The organism is Labrenzia sp. THAF35 (genome assembly GCF_009363595.1).
Classification (GTDB): domain Bacteria; phylum Pseudomonadota; class Alphaproteobacteria; order Rhizobiales; family Stappiaceae; genus Roseibium; species Roseibium algicola.
The window spans coordinates 2560685-2584545 of sequence record NZ_CP045380.1; the positions used below are offsets into that span (position 1 = coordinate 2560685).

Here is a 23861-nt window from a genome sequence, read left to right on the forward strand (position 1 = left end):
TCGCTCAGAGCTTGAGCAATTGCTCAGCGGTCGTCTCGTTGGTGATCAGGCAATTGACAAATTTGCCGTTCAACGCTCCCAGCATGGCCGGCACCTTGCCGTCGCCCGCCGCAATTCCGTAAACCGGTTTCTCTCCGGCCGGCAGCAGGGGGGCACTGGCTACCAGGTCATTGGTAAGTCCTTCGACCAGCGCGCCTTTTCGGTCGTAGACCCAGCTCGTAATCTCGCCGATGGCACCGGCTTTCTCCAGTGCGCGCATTTCGTCGTGACTGACGAATCCGTCGACCGTCAGTGGTGCAGTCGGTCCCATGTTGCCGATGCCCACGAAAGTAACGTCCGCCTGCCGGATGAGATCGAGGATATTGTGCACCGCTTCCTGGTTATGCAGCAGTTGCAGTTCCTCGCGGGAGCGGGCGAAGACGGGCAGCGGCATCGGGTAGTGCCGGGCATTGATGCGGTCGGCAAGCCGGATGATGACGTTGTAGGCCGAGGCCGAGCCGTCCGACATCATGTTGCCCAGAAGCGAGACGATGCGGTGCTGCGGACAATCCATCATCGGCAATTGATCCACCGAAGCGCGCAAGGTGCGGCCCGTGCCGTAGGCGATGATCTTGGGTTTCTGGGAGCGGAAATGACGTTCCATCTCGGTGGCGGCCGCCTGGGCAATGCCGACCGTGGAGGACGGGGCGTCCGGGTCGCTGGGAACCACTTCGCAGCTCTGCAGTCCGAAGCGTTCCGTCAGGCGGGTGCTCAGTTCCATGCAGTTGGCGATCGGGTGGTCGAGCCGCACCTTGATCAGCCGTTCACTGACAGCAAGCGAAACCAGCCGCTGTGCCGATTGGCGGGATACACCGAGCTTGCGGGCGATCTCGTCTTGGGTGTTGCCGGCAACATAGTATAACCAGCCGGCGCGGGCGGCGTCATCGAGACGGGATGCCTCGGCAGGAATTTTCTGTTTCATCTTAGTTGCCGTTGTTCTTCAGATCCGGCCTAAGCTGAAAGAATTCGCCGAAAGATGCAAACAGTTGCGCGGCACCCGCAGTGGCAGTGGCCGAATTCAGAAGGCCGGAAAGGTGCGAACCGCCAATGAATCGGTAGACTTCCATACCGGCGGCAAGCCCTGCCTTGATGCCGTTTTCGCTGTCCTCGATCACCAGGCAGCGCTCCGGTGCGACGCCATGTTTTTCTGCCGCCAGCAGGAACAGGTCTGGCGCGGGTTTGCCGTGAGCGACTTCGGAAGCCGTGGTGGTCCGGCGGGCAAAGAGATCCGTCAGCCCGGTTATCTCCAGCGATCTGGCGAGCCGCGGCGGGCTGGAACTGGTCGCAAGGCAATAGTCCACGCCAAGGTTCTCGATCACCTCCCGTACGCCGTCGATCGGTCTGAGCTCCGCTTCAAAGGCGCTGAGAAGGCTTGCCCGGTAGGCGGTTTCGAATTCCGGCGGCAGGTCGACACCGAATTCCTTGCGGATCTGCTGCAGGACAACCGGATAGCTTCGACCCAGGAAATGGTGAGCGACGTAGTCCATGGTGATGTGAACGTTCCGCGTCGCGAGTTCTGCCACCAGCATGCGCGCGCTGATGACTTCGCTGTCGATGAGAACACCGTCGCAGTCGAAGATGACTAGGTCGATTGGCTGATTCAAACTCGGGGTTCCTGCCGATTGGAAAGTTAAAACGAGCGACCTCATCCTGAGGAGGCGCGCAAGCGCCGTCTCGAAGGATGGGCCGCTTGCTCAGGAGTATGAAGCCCATCCTTCGAGACGGACCTGGCGGTCCTCCTCAGGATGAGGGCGGTGCAGAGAGCACGGCCGACAGAGAGGCACGCCGTTCCGGTCTCGTCAACCGAACCAGCGCTTCAGCCATCGGCGGAAGCCGCTCGTGGCTTCGCTCGCGCGACGATGGGCGCTGGCGCGGGCCTGCTCGGCGCTATCGCCGACATCGTCCATGAAGTCGTCGATACCGTCGACCACCGGGTCGATCCGGCGTTTCTTGAAGGCGTTGACGGTCTTGATGATCAGATAGGCGAGAGCGACAAGCACCACGACGAACAGGATATTGAACCAGGGGATCAGGAAGACATCCGGCCCGGAGACAACCTCGATGCTGATGGCATTGGGAAAGATCGTGAACAGCTCCACACGCCAGCCATAGTGGGTGACGGCGATCCAGACATCATCGCTTTTCTTGGCCAGATCCTGCGCCTGGGCGGTGATGTTGCTGCTGTCGAACTTGAAATAGGGCGGCCAGCCCCAGTCGGTGTCTTCGTTGCGATAGACCCTTGGCTTGCCGTTCGGCCAGACCGTATTGATGAAGCGGACGTCCCGTGTCCAGTTCTTGTTGGTACCTGCATCGGGGGCGGCCCAGAAGAGCGACGAAGCGCCGATGTCCATGCGCTTGACGTCGGTGCCGACGATCCGAACCACATCACGTCCCGGCAACGTGTAATGGAGGAAGGCGACAAGGATCAGCAGGAGCGGAATGCCGATTATCCATTTGATCCACTTCATTGTGCGCCGTCCTCGCCGTCTTGTTCTCCGGGGATTGCACCCCACGGCCCCATGTTCCTGCCGAAGCCGTAGTCGGCCTGGTCTTCTTCCGCCATGGCGGCCTCCGGTCCGAACAGTTCCAGCCGCGTGCCGACCTTGTCGACCATATATTCTTCCGCAAGGAACTGGACCGCGTAGTTCTTCTTGGCTTCGCTCCAGCTTCGGTAATGACCGTAGAATGCGTCCTTGTGACAAATGAAAAGCTGGCGGAAGTCAAGCGGTGTCAATTCGGCCAGCAGCATGTTGACCAGGTTCTTGTCGCGGTGATTGCGCGAGCGAAGCAGGTAGAAATAGGCCGCGTTTTCCGGTTCGACCCACAGCTTGTCGTCTTTCAGCTCCAGCCTGTGCACGATGTCGTTGAGGGCGTGATATTCCGCGGGGAGCTGCTGGTGATACTTGCGTCTCAAAGCACGCAGGTCGCGCCGCGAGACGTCCGACAGATCCTCGCCCTGGCTGGCGGCCGTGTCGATGACGATGAAGTCCAGTTTCTGTTTCAAAAGGCTCTTGGCGACGCTGCCGCCTGCATCGAGGATAGGCTCCACCAACTGGTTTCGATTGAGGAAATCGGCCACCTCGTAGCGGTCTTCCAGGCTGAAGAGGTGCTTCACGGGCAGGTCGACGACAATGTCCATGCGCCTGGAGGCGATGCATGCGGTTTCCTTCACATCGCGAAAGATGTAGAGGCCGCCGAAATGGGAGGTATGGAAATTTCCCTGCTCATAGCTTTTCGAACTGATCGCCAAGGGGGTGCGGATGATGTCGCCGGTGTGCTTGGAAAGCTCGATCATGTCCGCGATCAGCACATCGTCCCACCAGCCGTCGGGCTCGCTCATGAACGCTTCGATCTTGTCGGCCAGTTCATCACCTGCTTCGGAATGCCCGCCGACGGTGTCGGCCTCCACCTCGATCGCCCTGATATAAAACAGATCCTGCGGCGAGGTGATGGAATAGATCGAGTTGACCAGTTCACCGACGACGCAATCGCGGATCGACAGCGCAAAGAGCTGTTCCTCATTGTCCTCGATGAAGCGTTTCAGGATCGAACGCGACGTGGAGAACCGCGCGTTCAGCAGCGGTGCGGTCTTCTGTTCGATCGACAGCAGAATGAACTGCCGGTTGCAGCCGTGCGGATTGAGGTAGTGGATGTCGTCCAGCTCATCGCCGATCTCCGGGGAAAATCCGGCGATGTCGACGTGAAAGGCTTCGAGCGCCGTTCGCTTGCCGGTCAGGTGTTCCAGCGCGCGGTTGTAGCGGGCCACCATGGACGGTGCGGAGACCTCGTAGAGGTTGCCGAACATCAAGCCATGTTTGACGAGCCTCATCATGTGCGCGTGATTTCCATGTAGCGGCGCTTGGCTTCTTCCATGCGCTGCATCTCGCGCACGGCATTCTCGATGGCAACCTCGTCCGACTTGTCCGCATAGCGGAATTCGCTGTCCGCGTAGCGGTTGATTTCCTGGATGACCATGTCGACGGTGATCGGCTGCGCCAGGTCGGCGATCATCGCCTTCTTGGTCTCGTAGTCCTTGAACAGGAACAGTTCCGGATCTTCCATCCAGGCATCCGGCAATTCGAAGTCCATCGCCCGCACTTTCACGGCATCGGTGATGTTCTTGATCGCCCGGCCGGTGAAACGTTCGTCCGCTTGCTGGATGGCCTTCAGGTAGGTCCCGAGCTTGGCGATCGTGTCCAGGTCACCGATTTCAGCCCGCACGTTGTCGAACACCTTCGTCAGCGCATCTTCCTGTGGCCGGGAGTGACGCTCGTAGGACGCCGCAACGGCCTTCTTCAGAGCCTGGGCCTCGAAAAGATCATGGTCGCCGACTGGAATCGAGTGGTTCTTGCCCATCAGCAGATGCAGGATGTCGATGTAGTCCTCGCGGCTTTGCGGGCCGTCGACCAGGAAGCGGGCGCCGGCGCGCTGACGCAGGGCGTCATCGACGTTCTCCGGATAGTTGGAGAACATGCCGAACGTGCAGTTGCCGCGCACCACAGTGTTGGCACCGGCAAAGCTCTCCATCAGGACCGCTGTAATTTCGAGCTGGCCGGCGGAGGACTGGCGATCGCCGCGCTTGCCGGCAAGCTGGTCTATGTCGTCGATGGTGCCGAAACCGATCACATTCGGGTCGGTGACATTGCGGATGAAGGCCTTGGCATTCTGGGCAGACTTGCCCTGGTAGCTGTCGATGCTTTCCGTGGAGAGGTTCTGATAGCGGAACGGATAGCCGGCGACCTGACAATAGTCGTTGACCATGCCGGCCATCATCTGGATCAGGGTTGTCTTGCCGGTGCCCGGCTTGCCGTCGCCCATGAAGGTGAAGATGAAGCCGCCGAGTTCCGCGAACGGGTTGAGCTTGCGGTCGAAATCGTAGGCCATCAGCATCTTGGCAAGCTTCATTGCCTGGTATTTGGCGATGTGGTTGCCGACGACTTCTTCCGGCTTCTTGAACGCCATGGCGAGCGTGGTCGAGTGCGCGCGTGCGGAAGGCGTGAAGCCGGTGATCTCGAAATTGTCCGCTTCCACGCGGTAACGGCTTTCCGAGAACGCCTGCAGCACGCTGACACCTTCCGCGCGCAGTGTCACCTTTTCCATCAGCTGTTCGCAGAAGGACGTCACCAGGCCGATCAACTGGGCATCGGTTTCAATCGCGGCGGCGGCAATTTCCTGGTCCAGCTCCCAGAGAACACCATGAAGGGCGAGCTGGTCGTTGTCGAAAAGGATTTCCTCGACGTCGCCGCACTGGACTTCGGTTTCACCGGTTTCGGCCGAGAGCCCCGACAGGAGGAAGTCCGTCATGTTGGCAAAGACGTGCAAGGCAATCATGGCCGTTGCCGACAGAAGATCCTGGAAACGCATCTTCTGCGAGGCGTCCAGCGTTCCGGCAAGGTTGGCGCGCTTTAGCTCGGCAAGGCCGGTCTGGTCGGCAAACTGGTCGGACGCCACCTGGGCGACAGCCAGCGCCCGGCGCAGGGACCGCAGAACGCTCGCCTGAAGCGGGGTGGTCAGAGCATCGTCGTCGCATTCCAGAATGCGGTTTGAAAGCTGCACACCTTCGGGACGGGCCGTGGAGCGGGTGACGAGGCCAGGCGTCGTGGAGCGGAACCGCCGGCGGGCGCCAAGGCCGGGCGAACGGTCCTGTGCAACGGGCGCATCCGACTTCTTGGCGATCCGCGGGGTGTGGTCGAAGCCCTGGAGCATTGCTTCCGCAAAGGCGTATTTCTCGCGGATCTTGTCTTCTTTCAGTTCCATGAGGTCGTTGGAAAGGGTCACGCGAAAAACCTATTTGTAACTGAGGATCTTGCCCGAAGGGCTGACGACATACTTGCGGATATTGGCAAAGCCCGGCGGGTTTCGCTCTTCCAGAATTTGATAAGGCCGCTGCGGCAGGATCAGCGATCGCTGCTGGTGTGTATGGCCTGCGACTTCCTGTGATGCCGGATTGTGCGCCGACAGCGGATCGAGTTGGTAGATCTGCCGCTCGACCGACGAAAAGAAGCCTGCGGATTCGAACTCGGAGCCGGAGGCGACCAGGGTTTCGGTCGTCCAGGCCAGAGCCCAGTCTTCTCCAGGACGACCGGCGGCTTCGGCCAGGACGTCGCGCAGCGGACCGGACTGTTGGGTAAACGTGTGGCTGTACATCGGCCCCAGAAAGAACCGGCGCAGGCGCTTGGGATGCAGGTCATCGAAGTCGCGGTCGAAGCCGCGAGCGATTGTCACCAGCTTCAGGGACGCGGAGGATTGCGCGGTCAGATGGCTCTGGACGCGCGGCCAACGGCGCTCGTCCTTGGCCAGAGGCCACTTGCCGCTGTCTTCCAGGTCGAGAATGTAGATCAGCGGAATGTTCTGCTGACTGTCATAGACGGCCCAATGCAGCCTGTAGAGGCGGCGGTTGTCGACGACGTTGCCCATCCAGGCCAGACGTGGGTCATTCCGTGCCCAGAACAGGTCGCCCTTGGCGAGCTCTTCGTAATACTGGCGCTGCGAGGCGGCAAACTGCAGGTTGGTCGGCGAGGACTGTTCACGCAGGATATGGTTGACCATCTCCAGCTTGAGTTCGCGCATTGCCGGCAGCGACCGTAAATGCTTGTCCGCCTGCATGGCGTCGTTCGCCATCTGCAGCAGCTCCTGATAGATCGGGAAGCCGCTGTCCTGACGGTCGATGTTCAAAAGCGAGGGCAGCATGTCCGACACGCGGCCCGCCAGCAGATATTTGTAGGAAAGCGCCGTGAAGGTTCCCGACAGCGCTTCCAGGTACTCTTTCAGAACCGGTATTTCCGAGGCGAGCGCGGTGTTCTCATTGATGACGCTTTCCGCCACCCCTTGCAAATGCGAGATGATCCGCTCGAACTTGGCGAAGTAGCGCCGTGTTTCATGCGCTTCTTCCAGGGTTCTGTGGTCCAGGGTCAGATCCACGGTTCAGACCCTCAGGCCCCGTACGTGTTCTTGTCGTGCTTCTCGACGATCTGCTGGAACCGGCGCGCAAAACGCTCGTCCGACTTGGCCTTTTCCTCCAGCACCTTGCGGGCGAACACCATGTGGTCCTCATGGGCTTCCATCATGTCGGCCATGCGCTGGTTGGTTGCCGAGCCGATGGCGGCCATCGCGGACTGGGCTTCCTTGTCGGTGGCCACGCCGATCTCGTTGATCTTGTGGGCGATATCCTGCTGCTGGGCCGTCTTGAGGGATTTCACAAGCGCATCGTAAAGCACGACGCGCTGCTTTGTGTCCGTCTGCAGCTTGTTGATCAGCACCATCTGGGTGGCCGCCTGGTTCTGAAGGCTGTCGACCCAGGTCTTGCCCTTTTCGATGTAGCGTTCCAGCGTCTGGCTCTCGGCCAGCTTGACCTGCTCTTCCTGGGCCAGGCGGTTGTATTCGGCGTTCATCTCCGCCAGCTGGCTCTCAAGCTTGGTGCGCTCGGAGGCATCGGTCTCCACGGAAATCTTGTTTTCCAGAGCAATCACGTCCGGATCCATGGCCACAAGCTTGGCCTTGATTTCCTCCAGCGTGCCGACAGTCTGTTCGCGCTGGCTCAGTGTTTCGCTGAGGTTGGTTTCCACGCGCTTGGAATGTTCGTTCAGCGTGTTGAGCTGCTCCTGCAGCAGCTGTCCGATGACATTGGACTTGGTGATCAGGTCCTGAAGCTTGTCGTCGATGCTGGCGGAGCGCATGCGTTCCTGGCGGATGCTGTCGGAGCGCTGCTTGGAAAAGATGCCGATGAAGCTTTCCCATCCGGTCTTCGTGCGCATGGCATCGAAGTCCTTGGAAAAGGTCGCGGTGACATCGTCAAGACCCATGATGAGCTCGGCGATGTTGGCGCCCATGAGCTCGGTGTGCTTGTGAACATCGTCCAGGGACGCGTTCTCGATGTCGATGGAAATGTCCTGCCCGGTGTCCAGCTTGGACTTCGCGGTTTCGATCTTCGAGGTCAGCTCGTCGATCTTCTGCCTCGCGGCGGCAACTTCCTTTTTCGACTTTTCAATCTGAGCGCTGAAATCCGCCATGGGCCCCTTCCGGATAAAATTTTTTCAAAGTGATTCTTATTTAGCAAGTCTTCTTGGAAATACAATTACAACGCGCTTGCCGAAACGTCATGGTTCCACATGCTTGCGGCGTGTTTCTTGGACGGCGTGAAGCGGCTCAGTCTTGAAGACGGCCGGGAAAGCCGATGCTGGATGCCCGTTGTACCCGCAGCCAGAGTTGTCCGTCGAAGGCCTTCCGGTCGAGAAAATCCACACGAAGTCCAAGACTGGTGCACTCGGTGTCGATCCAGGACTTGCTGTGGCGAACGATCCCCGGTTCATCGGAAACATGGCTTGTGCCGACCCATGCTGTGCCGTTGTAGTCCTCTTCCGGGGACCTCGCAGGGAGGTAGGAAACGAGGAAAACCGCATTCTCGTTCGAGTTCTGGAGAAAACCCTCCAGCATCGTGCGGATATGAGACTTGCTGCAATGGGTCCAGATGGACCCCGCCAGAACCATGTCGAACTTTTTACCGAACACGGACAGGTCGAATTCGGCATTGTGGTCGAAACGCGGCTGTCTTTGTCGAAGGACCTGATCATCAAACAACAGATCAAGTCCCCAACGCACCCTGTCGCGGTGCGGTTCGATACCGCAGTAGTTTTGCTCTCCAAGAAAGGGAATCAGCCAGTAGGCGGTCCGCAGACAACCGCAGCCGATTTCCAGCACGCTCGTTTCGGGCGACAAGCCTTCGCGCAGGAGTTCTGCGAATTGACGTCTGCCACCTTCATCGAAGGTCTGGGTCGGCACGCCAAGAAATCCGTGGTCGAGCGCCATCTTCTCGCCAAGGTGCTGGACGTTTGTTTTTTGCTGATCCGATGCTGTCTTCATTGCCTTGTCTGTCTGCCCGCAACACGTTCCGTGTGAAGGTGTCAGGTCTCGCGGTTCGTGGTGGTTGTCCTGTCGTAACAGGACGGGAACGGGCATGTGGACTACCGCGAAACAGCATCTGCGGCAAAGGCGTATTTGAAAGCTTTTGACCTTTCACGTCGTCAACGGCTATGCCATTGTTCCGCAGACCTGCTCTTCAAAAACAACAACAACAGCCCCGTCAAATCACATGAGCCAATCCGAAACGCCAGAAGAACGTTTTCCCGACGTGCTTTTTTACAATGCCTCACTCACGGAGGTGCAGGAAAACGTGAAAATAGGACCCGGTACACGTGTCGGTTCCATGACGATAATTCACAAGAATGCAAGCATTGGTTCTGGAACTACTATCGGGTCGCATTGCAATATTTGCGAATGTGTCATTGGCGATAATGTTTCCATTCAGACCGGCTGCCATATTACACGTGGGGTTACTGTTGAAGATGACGTGTTCATCGGCCCGCAAGTCGTCACGCTCAACGACAAGCTGAAAGGTGGACCGATGGTCTATCCCTATATCGAGCGCGGAGCGAAGATCGGTGGTGGCAGCCGCATTCTTCCAGGTGTTCGTGTGGGCGCAAATGCAGTTGTCGGTGCCGGCAGTGTTGTGACCAGGGACGTTCCTCCGGGTGCCCTCGTGGTTGGTAATCCGGCTCGTGTCAGATCCGACGGACAGGACAGGCAAGCTCAGAAATCCCCATGAAGGACCTGATCCTGAACCTTGCACCCACGGGAATGGTGCCGACCCGTGCCATGTCGTCGGCCGTGCCGCTGTCGCCGGACGAGATCATCGCCGACTGCCGCCTGTGTGCGGACCTTGGCGCGACGATCCTGCACATTCATGCAAGAGACGAGGATGGCCGGCCAACATTCCGGAAAGACATATACGCGCGGATCATCGCAGGTATCCGGGAAACGCACCCGGATGTGATCATCTGCGTGTCCCTCAGCGGTCGGAACTTCCCGGCGTTCGAACAACGTTCAGACCCCTTGCTGCTGACAGGGGACCTCAGGCCCGACATGGCCAGCCTCACGCTGTCCTCGCTGAATTTTACCCGCACCGAAAGTATCAACGCACCGGATATGGTTGTCCGTCTTGCAAAGACCATGGAAGACCGCGGCATTCGTCCCGAGCTGGAGGTCTTTGATGCGGGCATGGTGAATTACGCCAGGTATCTTGCAGACCGCGGGATATTGAAGCCTCCCTTCTATTTCAACGTGCTGCTCGGAAATCTCAGTAGTGCACAGGTAACGCCCCTGCATCTGGCGGCGATCACGCAGGATCTGCCTCCAGAATCCGTCTGGTGTGCAGGCGGGATCGGCGAAGGCCAGCTTGCCGCCAACACGCTGGGGCTCTTGTTCGGAAACGGCGTGCGCACCGGTCTGGAGGATTTTCTGTGGCTTGACGCGGACAGAACGCAACCGGCTACAAACGAGAAACTGGTTAGCCGGGTAAGCGAGCTCTGCACGCTCCTTGGCAAGCGGTTTGCCTCTGCCTCGCAGGTTCGCGAAGCGCTCGGGATGACGCCTCATGCAGGCTGACCGTCGTCCGCTCCGGATCCTGATGACCAACAACACGCTGGATCAACCAGCCGGGTCGGAGCTTTATCTCAGGGATCTGGCGCTGTCCCTCATGCGGCGCGGGCACTTCCCGGTTGCTTACAGCCAGAGCCTTGGCCCGGTTGCAGACCGTCTCCGAGCGGCGACGATTCCTGTCGTTGACGACCTGCGGGACCTGTCCGCGGTGCCCGATGTGATCCACGGGCAGCATCATCTGGAAACGATGACGGCCGCGCTTCGTTTTCCGCAAGTGCCGGTCACCTATACCTGTCACGGCTGGATTCCCTGGCAGGAATGGCCACCGGTCTTCCCGAACATTCTGCACTATGTCGCGGTTGATGACCTGTGCCGGGAACGTCTTCTGACCAGTGCGGGCGTACCGGCTGACCAGATCTCGGTCCTGCATAATTTTGTCGATCTCGACCGCTTCAGAAAGGTGCGGGACCTTCCGGACAAGCCGAAGTCCGCGCTTGTCTTCAGCAATTCTGCGGCTCAGGTCCCGAAGGCGATACGTGACGCCTGCACCCGCATGGGCATCGAGCGCGTCGATATCGTTGGACAGAACTCCGGCCGCTCCGCCGCGCACCCGGAGACCATCCTGGCGGACTATGACGTTGTCTTTGCAAAGGCGCGCGCTGCAATCGAGGCAATGGCATCCGGATGTGCCGTTGTCGTCATGGATTACGGTCAACTTGGCGGACTTGTTAGCTCCTCCAATCTGCAAAGCATGCGCGGATTGAATTTCGGCATCCGAACCTTGCAGAGCCAGCTTTTGCATCAGGACAAGATCGAGCGTGAACTGGAGCGTTACGACGCATCGGATGCGCGTGCGGTGACACAGTGGATCAGGGCGAACGCCGGCCTGGAGGCAGCCGTGGATCGATGGCTGGAAATCTACCACAGGACCATTGAACACTGGAATGATGTTGCCGGTACGCTGCACGATAGTGAGAGACTGACCTCCGCATCGCGCTATGTCTGTCAGCTAGCACCGCGGGTGAAGGCAAGGGAACAGGCGGAACATTGCAAAAACCTGGCCCAGGCAGACCTCAGGGCGGCGAAAGCTCAGTTGGAGCGGGATACGGCAGTCGCTGCCAACAATGATGCGCGACACAAGGCGAGGATCGCTGAACTGGAAAGAGAAGTGCAGGGCCTGAGGAGGGAATTGCAGGGTCTGAAGAGGGAACTGGAAAGACACAGATTTCCAGGATTGGCTGTTCGGATGGCCTGGCAGGGGTTTGAGAAGCAGGTTCTCAAGCCGTGCCGCCGGCAGATAGCGTCCTTCAGGAAGCCGAAATCGTGACCCTGCATCTTGCCGAAATTGTCTCCGAGGAACCATTGCGCGTGCTGCTGGTTGGCCTTGGCAAGATGGGCCAGCTCCATATGGAATGCCTGTCCAAGATGCCCGGCGTTTCTCTTGTCGGTATCGTCGATGAAGACGAGGGCAAAGAGATGGCTGCAAACGGGATCCCGTTCGCGCGATCGATCGATGGTCTCGCCAACGACTTTGCAGCTGCCGTTATTGCGGTTCCTGTCGAAAGGCATGCCGAGGCTGCCGTTCCGTTGCTCGCGCGCGGCATCGATTGCCTTGTCGAAAAACCTTTGTCGCTGTGCCCGGGAGAAATAGAGACGATGATTGCCGCGGCCCGCACCGGCGGCGCCAGGCTATCGGTCGCGCAGGTCGAACGTTTCAACCCGGCCATCGAAAGCACGATGGCCGCCTTGCGCAAGCGCTCGGGCAAGGTGCGCGTGCAACGGCTGTCCCGGATGCAAAGCGTTGCCGGCGGCCCGGACGTGATCGCCGACCTGATGGTGCATGATCTGGACTGGATCGTGAAACTCGAGGGAACAAGTGACTGCGAGATAACGGTGCTGGAGAGCCGAAGGACGGCAGGCTGCCTGGATCATGTCTGCTGCCGTCTCGGTTTTGGCGACAGGTCCTATGAGCTGGCTGCGGTCCATGGAGCCAGCGAACGGAGGCGCAGCCTTGACGTCAGGCTGGACAGAGATGAAACGCGCTGTTTCGACCTTCTTGCGTTGTCGCCCGATGGACGGCCGGACCCACTGACGCGGCAGGCCGAAGTTTTTGTCATGAGCAGAGCAGGTGACGCGGCTGAACTGGCGACAGCTGAAGAGGCGCTCGCTGTACTTCGACTGTCGGACGCAATCAGACGATGCGCATTCGAGACCTCCAAGCTACCGGAAGGTGCGGCGTGAAGGTGATTGTTCCCTTCGCCGATGTGGTTGGCGAATGGCAACCTGTCCGGGCCAAGGCTCTGGAAGGTATCGCCAGGGTGTTCTCACATGGGCGTTTTGTCGGCGGTCCGGAAATTGCCGAGCTGGAACAAAAGCTTGCCGGGATAACTGGTGCAAGGTTTGCAGTCGCCTGTGCTTCGGGAACGACGGCCCTGCAAATGGCCATGATGGCTCTCGGCATCGGGCCGGGTGATGAAGTCATTGTTCCGGACTTTACCTTTATCGCGCCGGCGGAAAGCGCTCTTGTGCTCGGTGCGGAGCCAGTTCTAGTGGACGTCCTGCACCCGTCCGGCCTGCTTGACCCGGATGAACTGGAAACAGCGATTTCCAGCCGCACCAAGGCCATCGTCGCGGTCTCGCTTTTTGGACTGCCTGCCAACTTCGAAGCCATCAATTCGATTGCCGCAAGGCATGGAATCCCGGTGATCGAAGACGCTGCCCAGAGCCTGGGGGCGGGGTTGGAAGACAGGCGGAGCGGCAATCTAGCGGGGCTCGGATGCACCAGTTTTTTTCCGACGAAGGTGCTCGGCGGGGCAGGGGACGGCGGAGCGGTCTTCACCAATGATGAGGCGCTCGCCAGCGCGCTTCGCGAGATCCGTGACCATGGACAAGGCGGCAAGTACCATCACCTGCGGCTGGGGATGAACGGCAGGATGAGTTCGATCGCCGCCGCTGCCCTGCTGGCGCGGCTCGACCGTTTCAGCAGGGCATTGGATCGTCGCCGCAGTATAGGTGCGCTATACGACAGGCTCCTCGAACCACTCCGGGAGACTGGTCGTTTGGATTATGTCCGCAGTCCGGACATGGCAGGCAGTGCCCGTTCGCAATATGCCGTCGTTCTGGAGGATCGCGAAGCGCTTGCCAGAGGTTTGCGAGAGGCAGGCATAGAAACGGCAGTTCATTATCCCGCTCCGCTGCACGACCAGCCGGTTCTGCAGCATTGCCGCCGGTCTGGTCGCCTCGAAACAGCGTCCATGCTGGCAAAGAGGATCCTGTGTCTGCCCATACATCCTGGCCTGGCGGATGAACAGGTGAACCTCACCGTGGAACGACTTGGCGCGCTCGTCCAAGCCTGAACACCCCACTCGTTCCCGAGGCTGATGTTGGTCAGGCCCCGGTAAAGTCCAGAAACCGGCGGCTGAACAATGGCCTTGCCTCGTGCCGTGCGATGAGAAGATCGCGCCAGGCGGCGGGATAATCGGCCACAGCCAGCATGTCTGTCGTTTCGTGGTCTATGCCGGTGGCAACTTCGAGCAAGGCGTCCAGATCGCTGAGATCGGGTTTTGGCAGCGTATTGCTGCGGCACGCCTGCCACATTTCAGCATAAAGATCTTCCAGTTTCGAAACCAGAAGCGGCGTGTCGAAGAGGAGGCAGTCGTCCCGGCTCTCGGTCAGGCGTTGACGAAGATCCCGCAGCGCTTGGCGGTCCTTGCCGAGGTCTGCTGCGCGTTTCACGTAATCTTCCGGCGTCGGACAGACGAGCTCCTGAAGACCGGCGGCGGTGACCAGGCTCGCACAGACCCGTGCGGCGAAACATTTTCCGGCAATCGTGAGGACCGGCACGCCCATCCAGAGGACATCGGAGGCGGTGGTATGGGCGCCATAGGGTGTGGTGTCGAGGAAGAGGTCGGCAAGCGGATAACGTGCCAGATGGTCGGGGTTGGCCATCTTCCCGGCAAAAACCAGCCTGTCCGGAGCAATGCCTGCCGCTTCGGCACAAGCCTTGAGACGCTGGTCGGTTTCCGTTCCGCCGGTCAGCAGCCAGAGAACGCTTCCCGGTACCTTCTTCAGGATGGCGAACCAGCGGTCCAGGCAGAACCGCGTGATCTTGTGGCTGCCGTTGAAGCAGCAGAACACCGTGCCGTCTTCCGGCAGTCCGAAATCGGAGCGTTGCCAGATGCGCTCGGAAACGACGCGCTTGCGGTTGTTCGGCTGGTAGCAGGGCAGGCGCAGAACCTCTTCGGAATAATAGATCTCGTGGTCCTGCGGAATGATGATGTCGTCGGCGACGATATAGTGATGGAACGGACTGGCCGTCGTGCCCGGAAAACCGAGCCAGTTGACGATGACGGGAGCCGGACGCAGTGCGACCAGCCGCGTGCGGCCTTCCCGAGTATAGCCGTTTACGTCGATCAGGATCTGGATGCCGTCTTCGGCGATCAACCGCGCGGCAGCTTCGTCGTCGATGCCGGAAATGGTGCGCCAGTTGTCGGTGGTTTCCCGGAAATTCCGGCTGAGCGGATCATCCGCTGCCGGGCCGCAATCATAGGCGAAGACCTCGACCTTGGACCGCTCATGCAGGCCGAACACTTCCGCCATCAGGTGACCGACGGCATGTTCGCGAAGATCGGACGACAGGTAACCGATCCGCAGCGGGCCGTCGTGCTCCATGGCCTTTGGCCATGCCTTCATGGGGGCGGAGGGCGTTCCGACGTCCCGGCGGCTGTAGTCGGCGCAAAGGCCAAGCTGAAACAGCGGGTCGTCGCTGAAGGCCGCGGCCGAAAGGGGCGACATGGCCCGCACCTGCTGTGAAGGCGTTACCCGTTCCAGCGGCTGCACCACCGGCCACTCGCACTGGCGCTGCCGAAGGGCAATGAAATGCTGCGCGACTTCCCGTTGGTGCGGGTCGAGTTCCAGGCTCTGGCGCAGCATGCTTTCGGCTAGAACATCCTGGTTGGCGGCTTCCAGTGTGCGGGCAATCTGGTTGAGGGCCGTCAGTCGAACGGAGAGCGAAGCCGGCGTCACCGCAAGGGTCTGTTCCAGCACTGTGTTCCACTGCCCAACCGCCGCGCCGATATCCCCCTGCTGTTCCAGAACACGGCCGAGGTTGATATGGGCCGCATGAAAGCTCGGATTGAGGTTCAACGCGCGCTCCAGGGTCTCGCGCGCAGCCGTCAGCTTACCGGTTTCGGAAAACAGCACAGACTGGTTGAAAAGCACTGCATACAGCAGTGGGTCATCCGGGTTCTGTGCCACCCAGGTGCCATAGAGAACTTCCGCGGCACCAAAGGAGCCGTTGCCTTTCAGGGCCTCGGCCGCGCCGATGAGTTCAACGATCGACAGGCTGGTTTCATTTGCCATTCGTGGCGGTCCTGGGTGTGTCTGGTGAGTCGGAATGATGGCGCAAAGATCAGGAGACCGCTACAGCCATGGCGGCGATTTGCTCAGGTGTCATGGTCGCGATCTGTGACTCTGTGAAGTGTCCGATCTGGTCAGCGTCGAGCGCTTCGATCGACTGCGGGCCGAGGGCAGCGATCGCCTGCGCGCTGAGCGAACGGATCTGGGTTCCGGTGAGGCCGGACAGCTGGGCGTAAGACATGGCTCCGATGCGTTCCGGTGCCAGGGCACCTAGCTGCGTGACTGTCAGTGCTCCGACCTGGCGCGAGGTCAACGCTCCGAACTGGGTGGACGACAGGATCGAGATTTCACTGCTGGTCAGGTTGGAAACCTGGTTTGCGCTGAGGGAGGCGATCTGGGATGGGGTCAAAGCCGTGAATTGCGCATTTGACAGGGCGCGCAACTGCACACGCACGAGACCGGCAAGTTGTGACGCGCTCATTTCGGCGATTTCATCTGGTGACAGCCCCGCCAGCGCGCTGGTGGAAATGGATCCGACCTGCGCAGCGCTCAGGCCGCTGATCTGGGTCAGGGTCAGCGCTTCGATCTGGTTTTCCGAAAGTCCCGCAATCGTCGACGGCAAAAGGGCGCCGATCATGGTCGAGGTGAAGGCGATGAACTGGTCTGCAGACAAGGCGCCAATCTGGGTTGCCGTCAGGCCGGAGACGGCCTCTCTGGCAAGAGCGAGAAGTTGTGCTGTCGCCAGACCGCCGATCTGGTCCGCGCTCAGACCGGAGATCGCTGACGCCGACAGATATTCCATCTGCGAGGTGGAGAGCGAGCTCAGTTGCGACAGCGTCAGGCCGGCAATGGCGGTGGCGGTCAGGGCCTCCAGTCCGGTCGAACCGAGGGCGCCAAGCTGACCTGAGTTGAACTGGGAGAGCTGCGCTGCCGTCAGTCCCTTGATGCCGCTGGCCGAAAGAGCCGTAATCTGCGCGGGCTTGAGCGCGGCCAACTGGTCGGTGGTCAGGGAGGCGACCTGCGCCCCGGTCAGGCCGCTGGTTGCGGCGGGCGTCAAAAGGCCGATGCGTGTGCTGGAAAGGGAGGCGATCTGGCCGGTGCTCAGTCCGCTGAGCGCGGTGGCCGACAGTGCGCCGAATTGCGGATCTGTGAAGGTGGCAAGCGTCGTTGGCGAAAGCCCGGCAAGCGCTGCTCCGGACAATCCCTCGATCTGACTGGTCGTCAGAGCTGTGAGTTGGTCTTCGGACAGCGCACTGATTTGTGCCGCACTCAGGCCGGAAACCGCATTTTGGGACAGGGCCGAAACCTGTCCTGTTGTCAGCGCGGCCAGTTGAGGGGCGGACAGGGCACCGGCTGCCGAGCTGGAAAGGCCCCCCATCTCGATCAGCGACAATTGAGAGACCCGCAGTGGCGTCAGTGTGCCGATCTGCGTTGCCGTCAAGGCTGCAGCCTGAGTGGCGGTCATGCTCGCCCATTGTCCGCCGGAGAAAGCTGCAAGGCTCGTTGCATCGAGTGCGGCAATCGTGGTTGTCGAAAGCCCGGCAACATGCTTTCCGCTGAACATGGCGAGCTGGCCGGCTGACAGCCAGGAGAATTGATCGGCCCCCAGACCGGACAGGCCGGAAGGTGTCAGCGCCGCAACCTGACGTGTGCCAAGCGCTCCGATCTGATCCTGGGTGAGCGCGCCGACTTGCGCTGCCGACAGCCCCGCAATCTGTGTCGTTGCCAGTCCGGCTATCGTTCCGCTTTCAAGGGACGCGATCTGCGCTGGTTTGAGAGCTGCAAGCTGACCGGCGGTCAATGCGGAAAACTGCTCCGCGGACAATCTGGAAAGCACGGCAGTGCCGCTTCCTGCCAGGGCGCCGGGGGCAAGCGCGGCGACCTGATCCGGATCGAAGCGGGAGATCTGTTCCGGCGAAAGGCTCGAGAGGACCGTGGACGAAAGTCCGCCGATACCGGCTGTCGACATTGCAGCGATCTGATTGCCGGTGAGGGCGGCGGCCTGCTCAGTTGTCAGGGCACCTGTCTGCCTTGCCGTGAGGGCCTTTACCTGATGCGTGCTGAGGCTGGCGATCGTGCCCGGCGCCAGGCTTGAAATGACGCTCGTGGAGAGCCCTGATATCTGCTCGGAGGTCAGCGACAGCAGTTTGTCCGGGCCAAGCTGGTCTGCCTGGGTCGGGGTCAGACCGGCAAGGGCCTTCGAAGACAAGCCGGAGATCTGCTTGTCGGTAAGAGCACCCAGTTGCCCGGCACTCATGGCGCCGAGACCTTCGGCGGAAAGCCGCTGCATCTGCGTTTTCGACAGGCTCTCGATCTGCGTGGTCGATAGCGCTCCGACCTGATCGCCGTTCAGAAGGCCGATGGTGATTGCAGCGAGGCTGGATATCTGGCTGGTCGAGAGTGCGGAAACTGCTGCCGGAGCAAGGCCTTTCCAGGCTGCGGCTGAAAGCGCGTTCAGTTGTGTTGTCGACAGGGAGGCGGAGGTCGCCGGGCTCAGGCCTGCAGCAGCGTCTCCGGATATGGCGCTGACCTGGGTGGTCGTCAGCCCGGCAATCTGGCTGGTCGTGAAAGCGCCGATCTGATCAGCCGCCAGCGATCCGATCTGCGTTCTCGTGAGCGCGCTGATCTGTGATGTGGAGAGGGAGGCGGTCTGTGTGGTGGTTAGTCCGGTCAGCGCCGCGGTGCTCAGACTGCTGATCTGCGACCGTGACAGCGCCGCGATCTGCTCACTCGAAAAGGCTTCAAGGGCTTCATCACCCAGGCCCGCAATTTGTGTGGTGCTCAGGGCTGCAAGCTGTTCGTTAGTGAGGGCGGCTGCCTGAGTGGCCTTGAGCGCGCCGATCGTTCCGGCGCTGAGGCTTTTCACCTGTGTTGCCGACAGGGCGGATATCTGGCCGGTGCTGAAAGACTGGATCTGCGTGGTGGCCAGGCCCGCCATCGCCGTGCCGGTCAAGGCGGCCAGCTGGGCATCGCTCAAGGTTGCAATTGCGGTTCGGGTCAGGCCCTTGATCCCGGTGGCAGAAAGGGCTGCGGTTTGGGTGGTGGTCAGCGCTTCCACCTGTGCCGTTGTCAGGCGGGTCACCTGCGCCGCGTTGAAACTGGCGATCTGGGCTGCTGTCAGCGCCGCGATCTGATCCGGCACCAGGGCTTCGAACTGGGTTGCGTTCAAGGCCTTCAACTGAACCCCTGTCAGGCCGTTCAACTGGGCTGTTGTCAGGCCCGACACGTCGGAGGCGGAAAGACCTGCAAGACCCGTTGCAGACAACGCGCCGATCTGCTTGTCGCTCAGCGCCAGGATCTGCTCGGGCGACAGCGCATCGACCTGTTCGTCGGTCAGGCCTTTCATCTGTGTCGTTGTCAGGGAGCCGAGTTGTGTCGTCGTCAGGGCGGCGATGGTCTCTTCACGCAAGCCGCCGATTGCGGCTGCCGTCAGTTCTCCAAACTGCGCGTTCGACAGAGAGCCGAGTTTGGTCGCCGTCACCGCCGCCATCTGCGTCTGGGTCAGGGCACGCAATTGCACGGAGCTGAACTGGGCCAGCTGGTCCGCGGACAATGCGGCGATCTGGGTTGCGCCGAGAGATGCGGTCTGGGTGGCTGTCAGTCCGGCAATCTGGGTTTTCTCAAGCCCTGCAATAACGTCGCTGTTCAGGCCGGCAAGCCCGGACGTCGACAGCGAGCCGATCTGTTTGGCAGACAGCGCGGCCGCCTGGGTCGAAGACAGCACTTCGGTCTGGGTGCCGTCGAGGGCGCCTAGTGCGGCAGGTGCAAGGCTTGCCACCTGTGTTGTCGACAGGGAGGCAATCTGGTCCCGGGTCAGGCCCTTGGCCTGATTGGCGACAAGGGATGTGATCTGCGTTGTCGTGAACGCGTCGAATTGCGCCGTGCTCAACTGGCCGACGGCGGTGCTGGAAAGAGCTGAAACCTGTGTGTTGCTCAGCGCGGCAATCTGGTCCGGTGTCAGAGCGGCGATCTGGCCGGAGCCGAGGGACGAAATGCCGGCTGCCGAAAGGGCGTTCAGGCGCTCGCCCTGCAGGGCGGAAACCTGAGCATCCGTCAGGCCGGCGGTGTTGCCGGCAAGGGCTGCAATCTGGGTGGTGGACAATGCCTGGAACTGATCGGACGACAGCGATGAAACCGCCGATGCGGTCAGGCTTTTCACCTGTGCGCCGGTGAGAGCCGCCACTTGCGTTATCGACAGCGCTGCAAGCTGGTCCGTTCCAAGGGCGGCGATTGCCTGGCCTGAGAGACCGGCAATCTGGGTCGGGGCAAGCTGACTGAGCTGGCTCGTCGAGAAGAACCCGATCTGGGAGCCGGTCAGGCCCGACAGGGCAGTGGCAGTCAGGCTTTCCAGCCTGTCTGGCGTCAGGGCCGCGATATGGCTTTCACTCAAACCGCGGATCTGCGCCGGGGCAAGATCGGCAAGTTGCGTGTTGCCGAGCGCCGCAAACTGCTCGGCTCTCAGGCTTGCGAAGGCGGTTTCGGTCAGGCTCCGCAACTGGCTGGTCGACAGGTTCGACAGGAAGCTGCTCGACAGCGCTTCCATCTGCTCCGGTCCGAGAGCGGCAATCGTGGTGGTGGAAAAGCCCTTGATGGCGGTGCTGTTGAAGGCGGCGATCTGTTCGCTGCTGAGCTGGCGGATTGTCGTGCCGTTCAGGGCTAGCGCCTGAGCATAGCCCATCGAGCCGATCTGCTCGGTGCTGAAAGTTCGGAGCTGTCCGGCGGAAAAGGCCCGCATCTGGGGAGCAGTCAGCGAGCGGACCTGCAGCGAGCCGAGTGCGCCGATCTGGGTTTCATCCAGTGCGGCGATCATCGTGGTGCCGATGCCGCGCACCTGGTTGACGCTCAAGGCGCCGATCTGGTCAGTCGACAGGGCGTCGAACTGGGTCTCGTTGAACCCTGCTATCACGAAACTGGACAGGGCGCTCAGGCGTGTGCCGGTAAGAAGCGCGATCTGGGTTTCCTTCAGCGCCTTGCCCTGGGTTGCGGTGATCGCGTTCAGCTGGGTCTCTGTCAGCGCCTTGAACTGGTCTTCGGAAAACAGCGACAGGTCGCCGGCGGTCAGTCCCTGGAATTGTGTGGTGGTCAGACTTGCGATGCGGGTCTCGCTGAGGCCGGAAATGACCTCGTTGTTGAGCGAGGTGATCTGCGTTGCCGAGAAAGACGCGAACTGGTCTGCGGTCAGTGAGGCGACCTGCTGAGCCCCGAGGGCAGCCACCGCCGTCCGGGTCAATTGGCCGATCTGGGAAAAGTTCAGCGCGCCGAGCTGGGTCTCGTTCAGGTAGCGCGTCTGGGTCTGGGTGAGGCCCTGGATTTGGGCCTTGCTGAAATTTGCGATCTGGGGAGCCGTCAGCGCGCCGATCTGCGTGGTCGTCATGGCGCCGATGGAGGTTCCGGAAAAAAACCTGATCTGCCCGGGGCTGAAGGTCTGGATCTGGTCCTCGGAGAAGGACTGGACCTGCCTGGTCGACAGCACGGAAACCTGCTGGGCTGTGAGCCCGGCAAGCTGGGAGAACGTCAGTGCGGAAATTTCCGGCAGCGTCAGCCCTTTTACCTGGGTGGTCGACAGCGTGCCGATATGGGTGGCGGTCAGGGCGCCGAACTGGGTCGTCGTCAGTGCGGCGATGCTCTGGCTGCTGAGGGCCCGGAACTGGGTGCTGGCGAGCGACAGCAGCGTGTCGACGCTGATCGCCTTCACCTGCGGCATCGTCAGGCTGCCCATGTGGGTGGTCGTCAGCTGGCCGGATTGTTCCGCCGTCATTGCCGCAACCTGGTCCACGGTCAGATTGCGAAATTGCGACACGCTCAGCATGCCAAGCTGGGTGCTGGCCATGCCGGAAAACTGTTCCAGGCTCAGGCCCGCCACTCTCGCGGGTGAAAGTGCCTTCACCTGCAGGCTGGTCAGTGCTGAAATATCGTCAGAGCCGAAATGCGAAAACTGGCTGTCGGAAAACCCGGCAAGGACGGATGTCGCAAAGCTCTTGACCTGACCTGGCGAAAACGCCTCGATCTGTGTTCCGGAAAGATCCTGAATCTGGGTGGCCGAAAGGGCGGCGATCTGGGGTGCCGTCAGCGCCTGCAACTCGCTCGCGGAAAAGGCGGCAAGGTCCTCCGCCGTCAGTTGCCGGATCTGGGTGGTGGTCAGCGCGCGGATATGGTCTGCGTCGTCCGAGCTGACTTCCTGGTAGGTGATCGCATCGTAACTGGCGAGCGTCTGGGACGAGGTGAGGGTGCTGGTTCCAGATCCTGTTGTCGTCTGTCCGGAAGTTGTATCGGAAGATGGCTCGTCCGTGGCCGGAGACACCGACGTGCTTGCAGGTGAGACGTAGAAGGTTGCCGCGCTGGGCGTGGCGTTGATTGTCGTCACTTAAGGAGGTTCCAGAAAGCCCCATAGCGGGCCGAAGGCTGCTCAGCAACTTCCGTGCCAGTGGCTGTTTTGGCGAAAATCGCTGATTTCTCCTGTTGAATGGATGCTGACTGTTGGTCCCGTCGGACAAAATCTGCCGCTGTCCCCAGGCAAAATTCGCCCGGTGCTGGTGGTGCGCTGGGCAGGAAATGCCATGGCGCGGCCATGCCATGGGCCGGTATTGGCGGAGGGGGCTCCGAGCAAACGCAGCTTGATGGAGAAGCCGTCTGGCGGAATTGGCCGAGAGATTTTGATCCGCAGCAGCTTTGTAATGCTGCCGGGCGTCTTTGGCACGGCGCGTGCTAGGCGCGATTTAACGGCCGAGCGGGTAGGCGGCCGGGCTTTCGCAGCTACCCTGGAACACACCACATCATGTCCCTTCCCATACTGATCACCGGAAGTGCCGGCCTCATCGGGTCCGCCCTTGTGGACACGCTGATGGCGCTGGGCCGCCCTATCCGCACGTTTGATATTGCCGAAGCTGGGCAGGACAGCCGCAACGGCGCTGCTGTTGAAGACGCGGTGCGGGGCTGCGGCGGCGTTATTCACCTTGCAGCGGTGTCCCGGGTGCTTTGGGGCGAGCATAATCCCGTGCTGTGCCGGGACGTGAATGTCGGTGGAACCCGCAACGTCCTTGCAGCTGCTGCAAGTAGCGATAGCCGTCCCTGGGTCCTCTTCGGCAGCAGCCGGGAAGCGTATGGGCCGGTTACGCGGTTTCCGGCAGATGAAGACACTGCGCGCTGCCCGATGAATGTCTACGGACGGTCAAAGCTGGCAGGCGAAAAGTTGGTGGAGGCGGCCCGGGAGGCCGGTGTCAAGGCCGCGATCCTGCGGTTCTCGAACGTCTATGGCCGGATTTCCGATCATGCGGACCGTGTTGTTCCCGCCTTCGCAAGAGCCGCCGCCGAAGGGCGCAGATTGCAGGTCGAGGGCCGCAATCATGTCTTCGACTTCAATTATCTGGATGATGTCGTTGACGGTATTCTGAAGATGGTCACTTTCATCGAGGCGGAACGGAAGGCGCCGCCACCTGTGCAATTCGTCTCCGGGGTCGGCACCAGCCTGACCGAACTTGCCGAAGCCAGCGTACGGCTGGCCGGAACGGCCGCCGAAATCCACCATGTCGGGCCGCGCAGCTTCGACGTCAACGGCTTCGTCGGGTCGGGGGAAAGAGCACGGCAATTGCTCGGCTGGCAAACGAAGACAAGCATAGAGGAAGGGCTTGCGCACATGGTCCGGGCCTTTGCGGATGCAAATGGCGAGGCTCCGCTTGCAGAGCCTGCATGTGCCTACAGTGCAGGTGCTACTGACCCCGGTCTGTCCGCTGTTTGATTGCCTTTCCTTGAGCTGGTGCCGGTTGAAACGACCGGCCTGGCTTGCCCTGTTGCCATGAATCGGATTAGCTGCGGGAAAGCGTGGCCAATGGCGCCGTCTTGCTTCTGCAAGGCTTGCCCGCGATTTGCAATTGCCTGATATCCTTGGGGAAATTTCTTCCGTCAATCGCCGTAAAGCGGATTTTTGATTGACGTATGTCAGAATGCTGCGCGACATTGTCTCCCTGTCGATCAGCGGGTGTCCGGTCGGTCCCGCGGGAGCGCCCAGACGCAGATCGGCGTTGAAGTGGTGG

Annotated in this window: 16 protein-coding genes; 6 read left to right on the plus strand and 10 right to left on the minus strand. The window is 60.7% G+C overall.

Annotated elements, in window-relative coordinates:
• Window positions 1-4 precede the first annotated feature (4 nt).
• From FIU93_RS11675 to FIU93_RS11710, 8 genes are all read right to left on the minus strand, one after another.
• Window positions 5-961 carry a sugar-binding transcriptional regulator gene (locus FIU93_RS11675; RefSeq protein ID WP_023003162.1) on the minus strand — a complete coding sequence of 319 codons (957 nt, stop codon included), beginning with the start codon at window positions 959-961 and terminating at the stop codon, window positions 5-7.
• A gap of 1 nt (window position 962) precedes the next feature.
• Window positions 963-1643, minus strand: coding sequence for an HAD family hydrolase (locus FIU93_RS11680; protein WP_209010346.1), 681 nt, complete (start codon window positions 1641-1643; stop codon window positions 963-965).
• Window positions 1644-1838: 195 nt separating this feature from the next.
• Complete coding sequence (locus tag FIU93_RS11685) at window positions 1839-2507, minus strand: DUF1523 family protein (RefSeq protein WP_023003164.1); 669 nt, start codon at window positions 2505-2507, stop codon at window positions 1839-1841.
• Window positions 2504-3871 carry a DUF6638 family protein gene (locus FIU93_RS11690; protein WP_152505654.1) on the minus strand — a complete coding sequence of 456 codons (1368 nt, stop codon included), beginning with the start codon at window positions 3869-3871 and terminating at the stop codon, window positions 2504-2506. The genes FIU93_RS11685 and FIU93_RS11690 overlap by 4 nt, the downstream gene beginning before the upstream one ends.
• Window positions 3868-5817, minus strand: coding sequence for an ATP-binding protein (locus tag FIU93_RS11695; RefSeq protein WP_152505655.1), 1950 nt, complete (start codon window positions 5815-5817; stop codon window positions 3868-3870). The genes FIU93_RS11690 and FIU93_RS11695 overlap by 4 nt, the downstream gene beginning before the upstream one ends.
• 9 nt (window positions 5818-5826) lie before the next feature.
• Window positions 5827-6960, minus strand: coding sequence for a hypothetical protein (locus FIU93_RS11700; RefSeq protein WP_023003167.1), 1134 nt, complete (start codon window positions 6958-6960; stop codon window positions 5827-5829).
• Window positions 6961-6971: 11 nt separating this feature from the next.
• The gene (locus FIU93_RS11705) at window positions 6972-8048 is read right to left on the minus strand and encodes a hypothetical protein (RefSeq protein ID WP_023003168.1); all 1077 of its coding nucleotides are present in this window, start codon (window positions 8046-8048) and stop codon (window positions 6972-6974) included.
• Between the two features lie 136 nt (window positions 8049-8184).
• Window positions 8185-8898 (minus strand): class I SAM-dependent methyltransferase, encoded by a 714-nt coding sequence (locus FIU93_RS11710; protein WP_152505656.1) that lies wholly within the window; start codon window positions 8896-8898, stop codon window positions 8185-8187.
• Between the two features lie 145 nt (window positions 8899-9043).
• On the opposite strand from FIU93_RS11710, the gene FIU93_RS11715 reads away from it, so the two are divergent.
• The 5 genes from FIU93_RS11715 to FIU93_RS11735 are packed head-to-tail and all read left to right on the plus strand — an operon-like array spanning window position 9044 to window position 13829.
• Window positions 9044-9640: an acyltransferase gene (locus FIU93_RS11715; protein ID WP_286202423.1), complete on the plus strand. Its 597-nt coding sequence runs from the start codon at window positions 9044-9046 to the stop codon at window positions 9638-9640.
• A complete protein-coding gene (locus FIU93_RS11720; protein ID WP_152505657.1) occupies window positions 9637-10479 on the plus strand; it encodes a 3-keto-5-aminohexanoate cleavage protein in 843 nt (280 codons plus the stop codon). Before FIU93_RS11715 ends, FIU93_RS11720 begins: the two co-directional genes overlap by 4 nt.
• The gene (locus FIU93_RS11725) at window positions 10469-11800 is read left to right on the plus strand and encodes a glycosyltransferase (protein ID WP_152505658.1); all 1332 of its coding nucleotides are present in this window, start codon (window positions 10469-10471) and stop codon (window positions 11798-11800) included. Before FIU93_RS11720 ends, FIU93_RS11725 begins: the two co-directional genes overlap by 11 nt.
• Window positions 11797-12714: a Gfo/Idh/MocA family oxidoreductase gene (locus FIU93_RS11730; protein ID WP_152505659.1), complete on the plus strand. Its 918-nt coding sequence runs from the start codon at window positions 11797-11799 to the stop codon at window positions 12712-12714. Before FIU93_RS11725 ends, FIU93_RS11730 begins: the two co-directional genes overlap by 4 nt.
• A complete protein-coding gene (locus FIU93_RS11735; RefSeq protein ID WP_209010347.1) occupies window positions 12711-13829 on the plus strand; it encodes a DegT/DnrJ/EryC1/StrS family aminotransferase in 1119 nt (372 codons plus the stop codon). The genes FIU93_RS11730 and FIU93_RS11735 overlap by 4 nt, the downstream gene beginning before the upstream one ends.
• Window positions 13830-13860: 31 nt before the next feature.
• On the opposite strand, the gene FIU93_RS11740 is transcribed toward FIU93_RS11735, so the two are convergent.
• Together FIU93_RS11740 and FIU93_RS11745 are read right to left on the minus strand one after the other, a co-directional pair.
• Window positions 13861-15834: a tetratricopeptide repeat protein gene (locus tag FIU93_RS11740; protein ID WP_152505661.1), complete on the minus strand. Its 1974-nt coding sequence runs from the start codon at window positions 15832-15834 to the stop codon at window positions 13861-13863.
• 49 nt (window positions 15835-15883) lie between these two features.
• Window positions 15884-22195, minus strand: coding sequence for a hypothetical protein (locus FIU93_RS11745; RefSeq protein WP_152505662.1), 6312 nt, complete (start codon window positions 22193-22195; stop codon window positions 15884-15886).
• Between the two features lie 411 nt (window positions 22196-22606).
• Between FIU93_RS11745 and FIU93_RS11750 the strand changes: the two genes are divergently transcribed.
• Window positions 22607-23566, plus strand: coding sequence for an NAD-dependent epimerase/dehydratase family protein (locus FIU93_RS11750; protein ID WP_152505663.1), 960 nt, complete (start codon window positions 22607-22609; stop codon window positions 23564-23566).
• The last annotated feature ends 295 nt before the right edge of the window (window positions 23567-23861 follow it).